The sequence below is a fragment of the Plantactinospora sp. ZYX-F-223 genome, assembly GCF_039649625.1.
In the GTDB taxonomy this organism is placed as follows: domain Bacteria; phylum Actinomycetota; class Actinomycetes; order Mycobacteriales; family Micromonosporaceae; genus Plantactinospora.
The window spans coordinates 487,692-502,542 of record NZ_JBDJAV010000001.1; the positions used below are offsets into that span (position 1 = coordinate 487,692).

The 14,851-nt window shown below is 73.9% G+C and carries 9 protein-coding genes and 2 pseudogenes; 8 read left to right on the forward strand and 3 right to left on the reverse strand.

From position 1 onward, the window contains the following. Nucleotides 1-36: 36 nt before the first annotated feature. Both AAH979_RS02035 and AAH979_RS02040 read right to left on the reverse strand, forming a co-directional pair. Nucleotides 37-972 (reverse strand): siderophore-interacting protein, encoded by a 936-nt coding sequence (locus AAH979_RS02035; protein ID WP_346256027.1) that lies wholly within the window; start codon nt 970-972, stop codon nt 37-39. A 430-nt stretch (nt 973-1,402) separates the two neighbouring features. Beyond that, nucleotides 1,403-6,094 carry a DEAD/DEAH box helicase gene (locus AAH979_RS02040; protein WP_346256306.1) on the reverse strand — a complete coding sequence of 1,564 codons (4,692 nt, stop codon included), beginning with the start codon at nt 6,092-6,094 and terminating at the stop codon, nt 1,403-1,405. A gap of 181 nt (nt 6,095-6,275) precedes the next feature. On the opposite strand from AAH979_RS02040, the pseudogene AAH979_RS02045 reads away from it, so the two are divergent. The 8 genes and pseudogenes from AAH979_RS02045 to AAH979_RS02080 all read left to right on the forward strand — a co-directional run. Next, nucleotides 6,276-6,602 (forward strand): annotated as a pseudogene (locus AAH979_RS02045) (hypothetical protein); the annotation flags it as partial. Nucleotides 6,603-7,026: 424 nt separating this feature from the next. Next, nucleotides 7,027-9,936 (forward strand): Na+/H+ antiporter subunit A, encoded by a 2,910-nt coding sequence (locus AAH979_RS02050; RefSeq protein ID WP_346256028.1) that lies wholly within the window; start codon nt 7,027-7,029, stop codon nt 9,934-9,936. After that, entirely contained in the window at nt 9,933-10,427 is a 495-nt protein-coding gene (locus tag AAH979_RS02055; RefSeq protein ID WP_346256029.1) for a Na(+)/H(+) antiporter subunit C, read from the forward strand. Before AAH979_RS02050 ends, AAH979_RS02055 begins: the two co-directional genes overlap by 4 nt. Next, complete coding sequence (locus AAH979_RS02060; RefSeq protein ID WP_346256030.1) at nt 10,424-11,929, forward strand: Na+/H+ antiporter subunit D; 1,506 nt, start codon at nt 10,424-10,426, stop codon at nt 11,927-11,929. Before AAH979_RS02055 ends, AAH979_RS02060 begins: the two co-directional genes overlap by 4 nt. Further along, complete coding sequence (locus tag AAH979_RS02065; protein ID WP_346256031.1) at nt 11,926-12,603, forward strand: Na+/H+ antiporter subunit E; 678 nt, start codon at nt 11,926-11,928, stop codon at nt 12,601-12,603. Before AAH979_RS02060 ends, AAH979_RS02065 begins: the two co-directional genes overlap by 4 nt. Next, nucleotides 12,600-12,860 carry a monovalent cation/H+ antiporter complex subunit F gene (locus AAH979_RS02070; RefSeq protein ID WP_346256032.1) on the forward strand — a complete coding sequence of 87 codons (261 nt, stop codon included), beginning with the start codon at nt 12,600-12,602 and terminating at the stop codon, nt 12,858-12,860. Before AAH979_RS02065 ends, AAH979_RS02070 begins: the two co-directional genes overlap by 4 nt. Then, nucleotides 12,857-13,219: a monovalent cation/H(+) antiporter subunit G gene (gene mnhG, locus AAH979_RS02075; protein WP_346256033.1), complete on the forward strand. Its 363-nt coding sequence runs from the start codon at nt 12,857-12,859 to the stop codon at nt 13,217-13,219. The genes AAH979_RS02070 and mnhG overlap by 4 nt, the downstream gene beginning before the upstream one ends. Before the next feature lie 111 nt (nt 13,220-13,330). Then, a pseudogene (locus AAH979_RS02080) lies at nt 13,331-13,561 on the forward strand (VOC family protein); the annotation flags it as partial. A gap of 249 nt (nt 13,562-13,810) precedes the next feature. Here AAH979_RS02080 and AAH979_RS02085 read toward each other — a convergent pair. After that, nucleotides 13,811-14,761: a helix-turn-helix domain-containing protein gene (locus AAH979_RS02085; protein WP_346256034.1), complete on the reverse strand. Its 951-nt coding sequence runs from the start codon at nt 14,759-14,761 to the stop codon at nt 13,811-13,813. Nucleotides 14,762-14,851: the final 90 nt, after the last annotated feature.

Consider the following 14,851-nt stretch of genomic DNA (forward strand, 5'->3'; position numbering starts at 1 on the left):
GCCGAGCCCGCAGTGCTGACCGGGGCGCGGCTGGCGTCAGGCCGCGTCGTCCGCCTTGCCGAGTCGCCAGTAGCCCATGAAGGCGACCGACTCCCGGTCCAGGCCGCGCTCCGAGACGAGGTGCCGGCGCAGCGCCCGGATCACCCCGGACTCGCCGGCCAGCCACGCGTAGTGCCCGCCGCTGGACAGGCCGACCGGCACCTCCCACAGCTCGTCGTCCACGGCCTCGTCCGGGGCGTCGGACCGGGTCGGCCGGTCCGCCGGGAGGAGCCGTTCGGCGGCGGCCCGGACCGCCGGGACCAGCAGGCTGCCGTGCGCCGCACCGGAGCGGGGCAGCCAGGTCACGGTCACCAGCGGCGGGGCCGGCAGGTCGAGCACGTCGGCCGGGTCCGGGACCTCCAGCAGTACCTCGCCGCGGCAGTGTGCCGGCAACCGTTCGACGATCGCGGCGATCGCCGGTACCGCCGTCTCGTCCCCGGCCAGCAGCAGCGTGCGGGTGGTAAGTGCGGGCTGGAACTCCCGGCCGCCGTGATCACCGAGGTAGCCGTGGTCCGGCCCCATGATGACGATCCGGTCGCCGGGTGTGGCGGCCAGTGCCCAGCGGGCCGCCGGTCCGTGTGCGGCGTACGGGCCGCCGTCGGGGTGCAGCACGATGTCGACGTCGACCTCGCGGGCCTCCCGGCGTACCGCCCTGGTGGTGTAGGTGCGGAACGGGTTGCGCAGCTCGGTGGGGAGGGCCCGCCAGCGCGGGTACCAGTCGGTGCCGGTCGGCAGGTGGCGGAAGCCGTGCACCGGGATCGGGAAGACGAGTTTGATCCGCTGGTCGTAGCCGGGGTCGGCGAAGGTGTCGAAGTCGTCGCCGGTGAAGGTGACCCGGAGGAAGGACGGGCTCAGCCGGTGCAGCCGGACGACCTCGGCCGGGAAGAGCCGCCACGGGGCGACGAGCGACGGGGCGGTGGAAAGCTCGGTCATCTGGCCAACCTCTCGGTACGCGACGCCGGCAGACTCGCGAGCGCGGCGTGTCGTTAGGTTAGCCTAACCTGGCTGGAAAGTCAGTCGGGGAGTCGGACGCCGTGGTCGGGGTGCGCCTTCTCACTGCCCCGCCCGCCTGGCCGACTCCGGCGGACGGTGACCGATCCGCTGGCAACTGCCCTACACCTTCGCCTGCCTCACCCACCTAGGCCCCGCCGACCCGCGGCCGAACGCCCAAACCTGAGGCAAAACGCCCAAGCCTGAGTCAACTCGGGTCTCGGCGGGCCGACTCGCAACTGCCGGTCACCGGCCCGGTCAGCGAAGGGGACGTTGCAGGGGACGCGGCGCCTCAGCCGAGCCGGCCGACCTGCTCGGGCACCGGCACATCGGCGAAGGCCATCCGGTCGGACCGGCTGGCAGACCTTCCGGATCAGCCGCGCAGACGCAGCCCGCGCGGCGTGGTCCGGAAGCCGGCGGCGGTGAGCGCGTCGCGCAGCGGCGAGGCGTGCACCGAACCACCGTCGGCGCGTTCCACCGCCAGTGCACCGAGCGCGCCGGAGCTGACCGCCGAGCCGAGCGCCTGGGCGGCGGCGGTCAGCGCCTCGCCGTCGTCGGTGAACGAGAGCAGGGTCCGGCCGCCGCGCTCCACATAGAGCACCAGCGCGCCGCCGACCAGCACCACCAGGGCACCCGCCTTACGCCCGGCCCGGTGCCCGGTCGCCGTACCGGCGGAACCGCCGTCGGGTTCGACCGTGCCGTCGCCGGAGTCGACTACCCGGGCCGGCCAGGGCAGCGCGGCGCCGTACGGGTTGGCCGGGTCGGTGGCGGCCAGCACCCGGGCCCCGCCGGCCCGACGGCGCAGCTCCTCCGGCTCGGCGAGTGCCCGAAGCCGGTCCACCGCGCCGGGCACCGCGAACTGTGCCGCGCCGAGCCCCTCGACGAAGTAGCCACGGCGGGCCGCCCCGCGCTCCTCCAGTGCGGAGAGCACCGGATAGACCGCGGCGAAGCCGCCGGACACTCCCTCGGCGACCACCGCTCCCCGGGTCACGACCCCGTGCCGTTCCAGCAGTACGTCGGCGAGCGCGGCAGCACGTCGGGTCGGATCGGTGTCCCGGCCGGGGAGCCGGGACCAGCGCCCGGCGACCGTCGGTGGCCCGCCCCGGGCCGGCAGTGCGGGGCGGCCCGGCCGCCGGTAGCGGGTCCGGGGCGCGCCGGTACGCGGCCGGTGCGCACCCCCGCCCCCGAGTACGGCGCGCAGCGGCGCCAGGGTGTCGTTGGTCAGCCAGCCGGCCCAGACCAGCTCCCACACCACCCCGACCAGCGTCGCGTCGTCGACCGGGGCGGCAGCGGCGCCGGCGACCCGCCCGTCGGCGGCGACCCGTTCGGCCAGTGACCGGAAGAACAGCGCCTGCCCGTCGCCGAGCGCCGCCAACACCGCCTCGTGCAGCGGGGTCAGCGCCAGCGCCTCGTCCGGCGGCGGCAACAGCAGGGCGGCGCTGTCGGCGTACGCCAGGGTGACCCAGCCGTCGCCCCGGCTGATCGCGCCGGAACCCGCCCACACCACCTCGCCGCTGGCGCAGAGCTCGTCGAGATAGCCGGGGGAGTAGTCGGCGACCCGGGCGGGCAGGACCAGGCTCTCCAGCGCGGACGCCGGCACCGCGGCCCCCTGCAACTGCTCCACCACGGCGGCGACCGCCTCGACGCCCCGGGCGGCCGCACCGACCTGCTGCCACCGGGGCAGGAAGGTGGCCAGCGCCTGGGCCGGCACCGGCTCGATCTCCCGGCGCAGCGCGGCCAGGGAACGGCGGCGCAGCAGGCGGAGCACCTCGGCATCGCACCACTCCGGACCGGCGCCGGTCGGCGAGAACTCGCCGGAGACCACCCGCCCGTCGGCGCCGAGCCGGCGCAGCGTCTGCTCCACCACGAAGACGCCGAGCCCGAACCGGGCCGCGCAGGTGCTTGCGGAGAAGGGGCCGTGCGTGCGGGCGTACCGGGCGACGAGATCGCCGAGCGGGTCGGCCACCGGTTCGAGGTACGCCTGCGCCACTCCCACCGGCAGGGCCACGCCGAGTGCATCCCGGTAGCGACCGGCGTCCTCGACCCCGATCCAGCGCTCCTGACCGGCGACCCGGACCCGGAGGATCCGCCGGGCCGCCGCCAGCCCGGTCAGCCACTCCGGCGCGACTCCGCGCTCGGCCAGCTCGGCGTCGGCGAGGTCGCCGAGCAGCCGGAGCAGCTCGACCGCGTCCTCGGCGTCCCGGGGCCGGCGCTGCTCGGTCAGCCAGCGCAACTGCCGCTCGGTCTCCGTCACCACCGTCGGGTCGAGCAGCTCCCGCAGGTCGACCCGGCCGAGCAGCTCGCCGAGCAGGGCCGAGTCGAGCGCCAGCGCGGCGGCCCGTCGCTCGGCCAGCGGGGCGTCACCCTCGTAGAGGAAAGCGCCGACGTAGCCGAAGAGCAGCGAGCGGGCGAACGGCGACGGCCGGGGCGTCTCCACCTCGACCAGCCGGACTTTGCGGGCGGCCACCTCCCGCATCAGCGACACCAGGCCGGGCAGGTCGAAGACGTCCTGGAGGCACTCCCGGGCCGCCTCCAGGGTGATCGGGAAGTCGGCGTACTCCCGGGCGACGTCGAGCAGCTGGGCGGCGCGTTGACGCTGCTGCCAGAGCGGCTGGCGGCGGCGCGGGTCGCGGCGGGGCAGCAGCAGGGCACGGGCGGCACACTCCCGGAACCGGGCGGCGAACAGGGCGGACCCGCCCACCGACTCCTCCACCAGGGCGGCGATCTCGTCGGGGTCGAAGGCCACCAGCTCGGCGCCGGGCGGATCGTCGGCGGTGTCGGGCAGCCGGACGACGATGCCGTCGTCGGAGGGGACCACCTGGGCGTCGACGCCGTACCGCTCGGTGAGCCGGCGGGCGATGGCCAGCGCCCACGGCCCGTTGACCCGGGCGCCGAGCACGCAGTGCACGGCCAGCCGCCAGTCGCCCAACTCGTCGCGGAAGCGCTCGACGAGTATCGTCCGGTCGTCCGGCACCGAGCGGGTGGCGGCCTGCTGCTCGCGAAGGTACGCCACCAGGTTGCCGGCGGCCCAGTCGTCCAACCCGCCGGAGCGGAGCGCGGCGCGGGCCGCCTCGTCGTCGGCCCGGACCAGTCCGCGCAGCCGGTTGCCGAGCGCCCGGCCCAGCTCGACCGGGCGGCCGAGCTGGTCGCCCTTCCAGAACGGCATCCGAGCCGCCTGGCCGGGTGCGGGCGAGACCAGCACCCGGTCCGGGGTGATGTCCTCGATCCGCCAGGACGACGAGCCGAGCAGGAAGACGTCGCCGACCCGGGACTCGTAGACCATCTCCTCGTCCAGCTCACCCACTCGGGCGGCCCGCTCGGCACCGGCCAGGAAGACCCCGAAAAGTCCCCGGTCGGGGATGGTGCCGCCGCTGGTCACCGCCAGCCGTTGCGCGCCGGGTCTGCCGGTGAGCAGGTCGGCGACCCGGTCCCAGACCAGCCGGGGACGCAGTTCGGCGAAGGCGGTGGACGGGTAGCGCCCGGAGAGCATGTCGAGTACGGCGTGCAGGGCCGAGTCGGGCAGTTCGGCGAAGGGTGCGGCACGACGGATCAGCGCGGTGAGGTCGGCGACCCGCCACTCGTCGAGGGCGACCATCGCGACGATCTGCTGGGCGAGCACGTCCAGCGGGTTGCGAGGATAGTGCAGCTCCTCGATGGCGCCGTCGGTCATCCGCTCCGCCACCACCGCGCAGGAGAGCAGGTCGCCCCGGTGCTTGGGGAAGACCACGCCCCGGGAGACCGCGCCGACCTGGTGCCCTGCCCGGCCGACCCGTTGCAGGCCGGCCGCGACGCTCGGCGGGGCCTCGATCTGCACCACCAGGTCGACGGCGCCCATGTCGATGCCGAGCTCCAGGCTGGAGGTGGCGACCACCGCCGGCAACTGGCCGGACTTGAGCGCCTCCTCGATGTGCCGGCGCTCCTCCCGGGAGACGCTGCCGTGGTGCGCCCGGGCGATCACCGGCGCCGCCCCGATCGCCGCGCCCGACTGCGCCATGATCTCCGCCGGCAGCCGGGGCGGTGCCGCCGGCCGGACCGGCGCGGGCCGGTCGTCTCCGGCCCGGCCGGTGGAGGGCGGCCGGTCGTCCCCGGCTCGGCCCGGGAAGGGCGGGCGGCCGTCCGCGGCCCCGTCGGTCGGGTCGGGGGCCAACTCGGCCTCGTCGGCGGCCAGCTCGTTCAGCCGGGCGCAGAGCCGCTCGGCGCTGCGCCGGGAGTTGGTGAAGACGATGGTCGACCGGTGCGACCGGACCAGGTCGTAGACCCGCTCCTCGACCGCCGGCCAGATCGACGCGCGGCGCGGGGTGCCGAACTCGTCCTCCGGCGCCTCCTGCTCGTCCAGCCGGGTCATGTCCTCGACCGGCACCTGCACGCTGACCTCGATGGTCTTCGCGGTCTCGGGCTGCACCACCGTGACCGGCCGGGCGCCGCCGAGGAACCGTGCGGTGGCGTCGATCGGGCGCACCGTGGCGGAGAGCCCGATCCGCTGCGCGGGGGCGGGCAGCAGGGCGTCCAGCCGCTCCAGGGAGAGGGCCAGGTGGGCGCCGCGCTTGGTGCCGGCGACCGCGTGCACCTCATCGACGATCACGGTCTGCACGCCGCGCAGCGAGTCCCGGGCGGCGGAGGTGAGCAGCAGGAAGAGCGACTCCGGCGTGGTGATCAGGATGTCCGGCGGGGTACGCGCGAACGCCCGCCGCTCGTCGGCCGGGGTGTCCCCGGTCCGCATCCCGACGGTGATCTCGGGCGGCGGGATGCCCAGCCGGGCCGCCGCCTGCCGCATGCCGGTGAGCGGGGTGCGCAGGTTGCGCTCGACGTCGACGGCGAGCGCCTTCAGCGGGCTGACGTAGACCACCCGGCAGCGGTGCCGGGGGTCGGCCGGGACCGGCTCGCGGGCCAGCCGGTCCAGCGACCAGAGGAACGCGGCGAGGGTCTTGCCGGAGCCGGTCGGTGCGACCACCAGGGCGTTGCGGCCGGCGCCGACCGCACGCCACGCACCGGCCTGGGCATCGGTGGGCGCGGCGAACGCGGCGCCGAACCACTCCCGGGTCGCCGCGCCGAACGTCGCCAGCACATCACTCACCGACCCATCGTGCCCGGTCGGTCCGACAGGTTCACCGGAACGGTTGTCCGCATGCCCGGTTGATCGTTGTTTTCGCCTGAGATGAGGGCTAAGTCTCACTTAACTGCTTGCGAATGAAGTGCGACATACAGTAACTTCTCCGAAACCCAAGCTCGGCGCCAAGGGGGTACGGATGACCGGCGTTCCGCGCGACGTCCCCGCCGCCACGGACGTGCTGACCCGTCGGGTCGAGACCTACCTGACCGTGGCGCGGGCCGGTCTGCGCGGCGCCGACCTCGAACTCGCCGAGCGGCTCGTCGATTCGCTGCGCCAGTTGGTGGCGGCCACCGCCACCGCCAGCGCGGCGGACCGGGCCCGGGTCCGGGCGGCGGTGCACGCCCTGGTGCTACGCCGCGAGGCGCACGGCCGGGTGCTGCCCCGGCGCTCCCTCGCCGGCGCCCAGCAGGTGATCAACCAGGTCGTCCGGCACCTCGGCCGGGCCGACCTGGTGGTGCCGTCCACACCCGACGTCCCGGACGGCACGGCCGCCAGCGCCCCCCTGGACGGCGGCCCGGCACCGGCCCTCCGTGACCAGGGTTCCGCGCACGGCCTCGACTCGCCGTGCGCCGTCGGGTAACACCTCCGACCCGCGCACCCCGGCCCGCCCGGTAGTCCCGCCACCGCCGGCCCGGATCGCCGGGTGGCTCTTCGGGCCGCCGGCCGCGCCGCCCAGCGGCTCGAACCGGCGGGCGGTCCCTCGCGCCAGCGGCGCCACCCGCCGGCCCGGGACCGCCGCCGGACCGGCCGGGCCGCTTGATCGCCCATCCCAGGTCCCACTCGGGTGGTTTCGGGCAATTCCGCGTGTCGAGCCGGACTCTGGCGTGTGATCTGTCTGAGTCCACGTCCTCGCCGCCGGACCGTGCCGACACCCACCTGGAGTACGCATGCTGATGCTGCTGGCGCTGCACCTGGTGGCTGCGGCGCTGGCGCCCGCGTTGGTGCGCCGGTGGGGACGCCGGGCCTTCCTGCCGCTGGCGGTCGCCCCGGCCAGCGCGTTCGGCTGGGCGCTCGGGTACGCCGGCACCGTCCGGGACGGCAGGGCGGTCGTCGAGGTGTACCCCTGGGTGCCGGAACTCGGTCTCGAACTGGCGTTGCGGGTCACCACCCTGTCCTGGCTGCTGATGCTGCTGGTCGGCGGGATCGGCGCCCTGGTGCTGGTCTACTGCGTCCGCTACTTCGACGCCGACGAGCCCGGGCTCGGCCGGTTCGCCGCCGTCTTCGTCGGCTTCGCCGGAGCCATGCTCGGGGTGGTGGTCGCCGACGACCTGCTGCTGCTCTACGTCTGCTGGGAACTGACCAGCGTCTTCTCCTACCTGCTGATCGCGCACCACCCGGAGCAGCAGGCCAGCCGGCGGTCGGCGAACCAGGCGCTGCTGGTGACCACCCTGGGCGGCCTGGTCATGCTGGTCGGCTTCGTCATGCTCGGCCAGCACGCCGGCACGTACCGGTGGTCGGAGATCGCGGCCCGGCCGCCGCCGCCCGGCGGGTACCTCGCGATCGCGGTGGTGCTGATCCTGGTGGGCGCGCTCAGCAAGTCGGCGATCTTCCCGACCAGCTTCTGGCTGCCGGCCGCGATGGCCGCACCCACCCCGGTCAGCGCCTACCTGCACGCCGCCGCGATGGTGAAGGCCGGCGTCTACCTGGTCGCGCTGCTCGCCCCCGCGTACGCGCAGGTCGGCCCGTGGCGCCCGGTGATCTACGTGACCGGGATCGTCACCATGCTGGCCGGCGGCTGGCTCGCGCTGCGCCAGGTCGACCTGAAGCTGCTGCTGGCGTACGGCACGGTCAGCCAGCTCGGGCTGCTGGTCGTCCTCGTCGGCGCCGGCACCCCGGACGCCGCGCTCGCCGGCGTGGCGATGCTGCTCGGGCACGCCCTGTTCAAGGCGGCCCTGTTCCTGGTGGTCGGGATCGTCGACCGGCGGGCCGGTACCCGGGACCTGACCGTGCTCTCCGGGCTGTACCGGCGGATGCCGCTGGTCTGCGCGACCGCCGTACTCGGCGCGGCCTCGATGGCCGGGGTGCCGCCGCTGATCGGGTTCGTCGCCAAGGAGGCCGTCCTCGGGGCGTTCACCGGCGACCCGGTGCTGCTCGCCGCGCTGCTGCTCGGCGCCGTGCTGACCGCCGCGTACAGCGCCCGGTTCGGCTGGGGGGCGTTCGCCGGTCGCTCACCATCCGGGGAGGCGACTCCGATCCGCCCGGTCGAGACCGTCCTGCTCGCCCCGGCGGCTCTGCTCGCCGTCGCCGGGCTGGTGCTGGGGGTACTGGCCGGGCCGGTCGGCGGGACGCTCGCCGCCTATGCCCGGTCGTTCGGGCCGATCGCGCACCAGCTCACGTTCGTGCCGGCGCCGGGGCCGGTCCTGGGCATGTCGCTGCTGGCCCTGCTCGGCGGCCTGTTGGTCTTCGCGTCGCGCGGCGCGGTCGGCGCGGTGCAGGCCCGGGTGCGGGCACCGTTCGACGGGGACACCGCCTACCAGGTGCTGAGCCGGGGGTTCGACCGGGTCGCGGTGGCGGTCACCGGTGCGACGCAGCGCGGTTCGCTGCCGCAGTACCTCGGCATCATCCTGCTGGCCCTGGTGCTCGTGCTGGGCGGCGCGCTGCTGCGCGGCCCGTGGCCGGACCGGGTCGGCTCCCCGCACCATCCGTTGCAGGCCGTCGTCGGGGTGGTGCTCGGGGTCGCCGCGGTGCTCACCGTGCGGGCCCGGCGCCGGCTCACCGCGGTGATCCTGGCCGGCGTCACCGGTTACTGCACCGCCATGCTGTTCGTGCTGCACGGCGCGCCCGACCTGGCGTTGGCCCAGTTCCTGGCGGAGACCGTCACCATTGTGATCTTCGTGTTGGTGCTGCGCCGGCTGCCGGCCCGGTTCTCGGTGCGGCCGCTGCGGCGCAGCCGGTGGACCCGGCTCGCCGTCGGTGTGGCGGTCGGGGCCGTGGTCACCGCGACGGCCGTGGCCGCGACCGGGGCACGGCGGGCGCCACCGGTCTCGGCCGAGTTTCCCGGGCCGGCGCTCTCCTTCGGGTACGGCCGCAACGTCGTCAACGTCACCCTGGTGGACATCCGGGCCTGGGACACCATGGGCGAGATCGCCGTGCTGGTGGTGGCGGCGACCGGAGTGGCCAGCCTGATCTTCCAGCGTCGACGCGGTCCGGACCGGCCCCGGCGGGACGACCTGCCGCCGCCCGGAGCCGAGCGGGCCTGGCTGCGGGCCGGGCCGACGCTGCGGACCCGGCGCCGCTCGATCGTCTTCGAGGTGGTCGTCCGGCTGATCTTCCACACCATCGTGCTCTTCTCCATATTCCTGCTCTTCTCCGGCCACAACGCCCCGGGCGGCGGCTTCGTCGGCGGCCTGGTGGCCGGGCTCGCGCTCGCGGTCCGCTATCTCGCCGGTGGCCGGCACGAACTCGACCAGGCGGCCCCGGTCGACGCCGGGCTGCTGCTCGGGGTCGGCCTCTTCGTGGCGGTCGGCACCGGCCTGCTGGCCATGTCCACGGGTGGGGAGGTGCTGCGCAGCAGTCTCCTGGAGCCGGAGCTGCCGCTCGTCGGCGAACTGCACCTGGTCACCTCGATCTTCTTCGACATCGGCGTCTACCTGGTCGTGGTCGGGCTGATGCTGGACATCCTGCGCAGCCTCGGCGCCGAGGTGGACCGGCAGATCGAGGTGGAGGACGAGCCGGGCACCGGGCTGCGTACGGACCGGCCGGCGGGACCGGCGCAGCAGGCGGCGGCGGGTGCGGGGTCGCCGGACGCTCCGGGCGGTACGGACGCCGGGGCGGCCGGTACGGACGGCCGGCGATGACCCCGAACCTGGTGCTGGCGCTGGTCGTCGGGGTGCTGTTCGGCAGCGGGGTGGTGCTGCTGCTGGAGCGCAGCCTCAGCCGGGTGCTGATCGGCGTCATCCTGCTGACCAACGCCACCAACCTGCTGCTCCTGCTCGGCGGCCGGCCCGGTGGGGCGCCCATCCTCGGGGTCACGCCGGGCGCGGAGATGAGCGACCCGCTGGCCCAGGCCATGGTGCTGACCGCCATCGTGATCACCCTGGGTCTGACCGCGTTCCTGCTGGCGATGGCGTACCGGAGCTGGCAGCTGACCGGGCACGACGAGGTACGCGACGACCCGGAGGACCGCCGGATCGTCCGCCGTGCGCAGCGGCACGAGCTCGCCGGCCCGGACGACAACGTCGGTGAGGGGCCGTGGCCACCGGCCGGTGGGGTGATGGGTACCGACCCGGAGCAGGTCGACCCGGAGCCGCCGCCCCGCCGGCTCGACGGCGAGGCGGGCAAGGCATGAACTACCTGGTACCGCTGCCGGTGGTCGTACCGTTGTTCGGCGCGGCGCTGACCCTGGTGCTGGGCCGCCGGCCGATCGCGCAGCGGGCGATCAGCGTCACCGCCCTGGTGATCACCCTGGTCGTCGCGGGCATGCTGCTCTGGCGCGCGCACTGGCATGGCCCGCTGGTGGTGCACGTCGGCGGCTGGCCCGCCCCGCTCGGCATCGTCCTGGTCGCCGACCAGTTGGCCACGCTGATGCTGGTGGTCTCGGCGGCGGTGACGCTCTGCGTGCTGCTCTACTCGATCGGCGAGGACCGGGCCGATCCCGGCGTACACGCCCCGGTGGTGATCTACCACCCCACCTATCTGGTGATGACGGCCGGGGTGACCAACGCCTTCCTCGCCGGCGACCTGTTCAACCTCTTCGTCGGCTTCGAGGTGCTGCTGTCGGCCAGCTACGTGCTGCTCACCCTCGGCGGTACCGAGGAGCGCATCCGGGCCGGCACCACGTACGTCGTGGTCGGCCTGGTGTCGTCGCTGATCTTCCTCACCGCGATCGGCCTGGTGTACGCCTCCACCGGCACGCTGAACCTCGCCCAGTTGGTGGGCCGGCTCGACGCCCTCCCGGCCGACCTGCGGCTGGCGCTGCACGGCGTACTGCTGCTCGCCTTCGCCATCAAGGCGGCGGTCTTCCCGCTGGCGGCCTGGCTTCCGGACAGCTATCCGACCGCCCCGGCCCCGGTCACCGCGGTCTTCGCCGGCCTGCTGACCAAGATCGGCATCTACGCCATCATCCGGACCGAGACGCTGCTCTTTCCCGGCGGCCGTGCCGCCGATCTGCTGCTGGTGCTGGCCCTGCTCACCATGCTGGTCGGCATCCTAGGCGCGGTCGCGCAGTCCGACATCAAGCGGCTGCTGTCGTTCACCCTGGTCAGCCACATCGGATATCTGCTCTTCGGGGTGGCACTGACCTCGGGGCCCGGGCTGGCCGCCGCGATCTTCTACGTGGTGCACCACATCACCGTGCAGACCACCCTGTTCCTGGCGGCCGGGCTGGTCGAGCGGCGGGCCGGCAGCACCAACCTGGACCGGATCGGCGGGCTGGCCCGGACCGCTCCGTTGCTCGGGGTGCTGTTCCTGGTGCCGGCGCTGAACCTCTCCGGCATCCCGCCGTTCTCCGGGTTCCTCGGCAAGCTGGGGCTGATCCAGGCCGGGGTGTCGGCCGGCGGCGTGCTGCCCTGGCTGCTGGTGGTCGCCAGCACCCTGACCAGCCTGCTCACCCTCTACGCGACGACGAAGGTGTGGAGCCTGGCGTTCTGGCGTCCGCCCCGGCTGGTCGAGGCCGAGGCGTCGGCCCGGCTGCCCCGGCTGATGGTCGGCGCCACCACCGTACTGGTGCTGCTCGGGGTGGGGCTGACGGTGGCGGCCGGCCCGCTCTTCGGCTTCAGCGCCGAGGCCGCCGACGACCTGCGGCAACGCGTCCCGTACGTGCGGGCGGTCTTCCCCGGCGGCCCGCCGTGACCGGCGGCGCCCGGGCGGCCGCACCGGACCCGTCGCGCCGGGCCGTACCGGGCTGGCTGGCGCTGCGGCGCCGGCTGCCGGACCGGCGGCGCTGGCGGGCGCTGTGGCGCCGGTTCCCGGACCGGCGGCGCTGGCGGGATCACCTGATCACGGTCGGCTGGCTGGTCACGGTCTGGAGCCTGCTCTGGGGCGAGTTCACCGTCGGCAACCTGGTCGGCGGCGTGCTGGTGGCCGTGGTGATCCTGGTCTTCCTGCCACTGCCCCGGGTCACCTTCGGGGGCCGGCTCCGGCCGCTGGCGGTGGCCGGATTCGTCGGGCGGTTCGTCGTCGAACTCGTGGTCGCCAGCGTGCACGTCGGCTGGGTCGCGCTGCGCCCCGGGCAGCCCCGGAGCGCTATCGTCGCGGTCCGGCTGCGGGTGCGTACCGACCTCAACCTGGCACTGACCGCCGAGGTGCTGTCGCTGGTCCCCGGCACGCTGATCGTGGAGGCGGACCGGGAGACCGGGACGCTCTACGTGCACGTGCTGGACGTACGCGGCGCCGAGGACCTGGCCCGGAGCCGGGAACGCATCCTGGCCCTGGAGGCCCGCCTCGTCCGCGCCATCGGCTCCGAAACGGAACTGCGGCTGCTCTCGCCGACCACTGGAGACACCGAACCGGGAGGACCACCGTGACCGTTGCCGTCGTTGTCGTCGCCGTCCTGCTCTCGACCGCAGCGGCGCTGGCCCTGGTCCGCGTCGTACGCGGCCCGGCGCTGTTGGACCGGGTGGTCGCCGCCGAGGTGCTGATCTCGATCATGATCGGTGCGCTCGGCGTCGAGGCGGCCGTCACCCGGCACGCCACCACGCTGCCGATCCTGATCGTGCTCAGCACACTGGGCTTCGTCGGCTCGGTGGCCCTGGTGCGCTTCGCCGCCGGGGAGGAGGCGTGACCGGCGAGGTCGTGCTCGACGTGCTGGTCGGGGTCTTCCTGGTCGCCGGCGGGCTGCTGAGCCTGGTCGCCGGGATCGGGCTGGTCCGCTTCCCGGACGTGCTCAGCCGGATGCACGCGGCGACCAAACCGCAGGTGCTCGGCGTACTGCTGATCCTGCTGGCGCTGGCGGTGAGCCTGCGCAACGGCGCCGACCTGGCCACGCTGGTGCTGATCGGCGGATTCCAGCTCACCACCGCCCCGCTCGCGGCCCAGATGATCGGCCGGGCCGCGTACCGCACCGGGCGGGTCCACCGGGAGTCGCTGGACGTCGACGAACTGGCCGACCGCGACAACGCCGGTTCTGGCCCTGCCGGGTGAGCAATCCTGGCGGCCGAGCTGCCACCCGTACGTCCGGTCGGTGTCCGTCCTGCCTGGCGTGCACCTGCTCGGCCCGGGCGACGACGACAGACCTGCCTCTATGCTGGGCCGATGGCGTCGGTCAGGCAGATCCAGGTCACCTTCGACTGTGCAGAACCTCAGCGGGTCGCTCGTTTCTGGTGCGAGGTGTTGGGGTACGTCGTACCGCCGCCACCGGAGGGGTTCGCTACCTGGGACGATTTCGATAGCACGCTGCCGCCTGAGCATCGGGGTGCAGCGTTCGCATGCCTTGATCCCACAGGTGTGGGCCCGCGACTGTTCTTCCAGCGCGTTCCCGAGGGGAACCTGACGAACTAAGAACCGATGCCGGGCTTCCGTAGCGGATGACCCATGGTCGATCGGGGTGGTGTCGTGGCAGGCCGGGGGAAGGCCCGGTCGCCGGCCTAATGACCGAGGACTAATCATTGCCATGAGACTGTCCAGCTCTGAGTGGTCGTCGCGCAGCGGAACCTCGAACGGAAATTGCCGCCGGCCGACAGGCTGATGCGGGACGTGTACGCGACGCAGACTGCGGACCGGGTCTGGACGCGCTCAGTCGGTGGGTTTCTGGAAGGCGGCACGGTAGGCGTGGGGGCTGGTACCGGCGATTCGTTTGAAACGGTCGCGGAAGGCGGTAGGTGAGCCGAATCCGACCTGGGCGGCGATGCGGTCGATCGGGTGGTCGGTGGCTTCGAGCAGGTACTGGGCTTGGCGGATGCGGATGCGTAGCAACCATTGCAGGGGCGTGGTTCCGGTTTGCTCGCGGAAGCGGCGGTTGAGCGTGCGGGTGCTCATGCCGGCGTGGGTGGCGATGTCGTCGAGGGTGAGGTCTTTGGCGGCGTTGTCCTGCATCCACCGCAGTACGGGTTCGAGGGTGGATCCCCGTGGGGTGGGTGGTTGGTCGTGAACGATGAACTGGGCTTGCCCGCCCTCGCGTTCCAGGGGCATGACGGACAGTCGGGCGGCGTCGGCGGCTACGGCGGAGCCGTGGTCGCGGCGGATCAGGTGCAGGCAAAGGTCCAGACCCGCCGCGGCGCCGGCCGAGGTAAGCAGTTGACCGTTGTCTACGTAGAGGACGTCGGGGTCGACATCGATGGCGGGGTAGCGGTCGGCGAGCAGGCTGGTGGCGAGCCAGTGGGTGGTTGCGCGTAGCCCGTCCAGCAGTCCGGTGGCGGCGAGGATGAAAGCGCCGGCGCAGATGGAGGCGATTCGGGTGCCGTTGGCGGCGGCCTGTCGCAGGGCGTCGAGGACCTCGTCGGGGACCGCGGCGGTGGGGTCGGCGCAGCCGGGGAGGATGATCGTGTCCGCGTCGGTGAGGGCGTCCAGGCCCCATGGCGGCTGCAGCGTGAACGCTCCGGCGTCGACGGCAGGGGTGGCGCCGCAGACCCGGACGCGGTAGGCGGGGCGGCCGTCGGGCAGCCGGGTACGGGTGAACACCTCAATCGGAGTGGACAGGTCGAACGGTATGGCCCTATCCAGGGCGAGCACGGCCACGGTGTGCATGGCGACAAAGTACGTCACCGCCTCATTACCGCCAAGGCGCTGTTCGCCGATATCCGCTGGTAATCGCCGGTGGCGAGAATCCGTTGGAGC

Bases quoted from the DNA above. Each gene is read 5' to 3' on its own strand.
- AAH979_RS02060 (WP_346256030.1), top strand. From the start codon at position 10,424: ATGAACTACCTGGTACCGCTGCCGGTGGTCGTACCGTTGTTCGGCGCG.
- AAH979_RS02085 (WP_346256034.1), bottom strand. From the start codon at position 14,761: ATGCACACCGTGGCCGTGCTCGCCCTGGATAGGGCCATACCGTTCGAC.
- AAH979_RS02035 (WP_346256027.1), bottom strand. From the start codon at position 972: ATGACCGAGCTTTCCACCGCCCCGTCGCTCGTCGCCCCGTGGCGGCTC.
- AAH979_RS02055 (WP_346256029.1), top strand. From the start codon at position 9,933: ATGACCCCGAACCTGGTGCTGGCGCTGGTCGTCGGGGTGCTGTTCGGC.
- AAH979_RS02050 (WP_346256028.1), top strand. From the start codon at position 7,027: ATGCTGATGCTGCTGGCGCTGCACCTGGTGGCTGCGGCGCTGGCGCCC.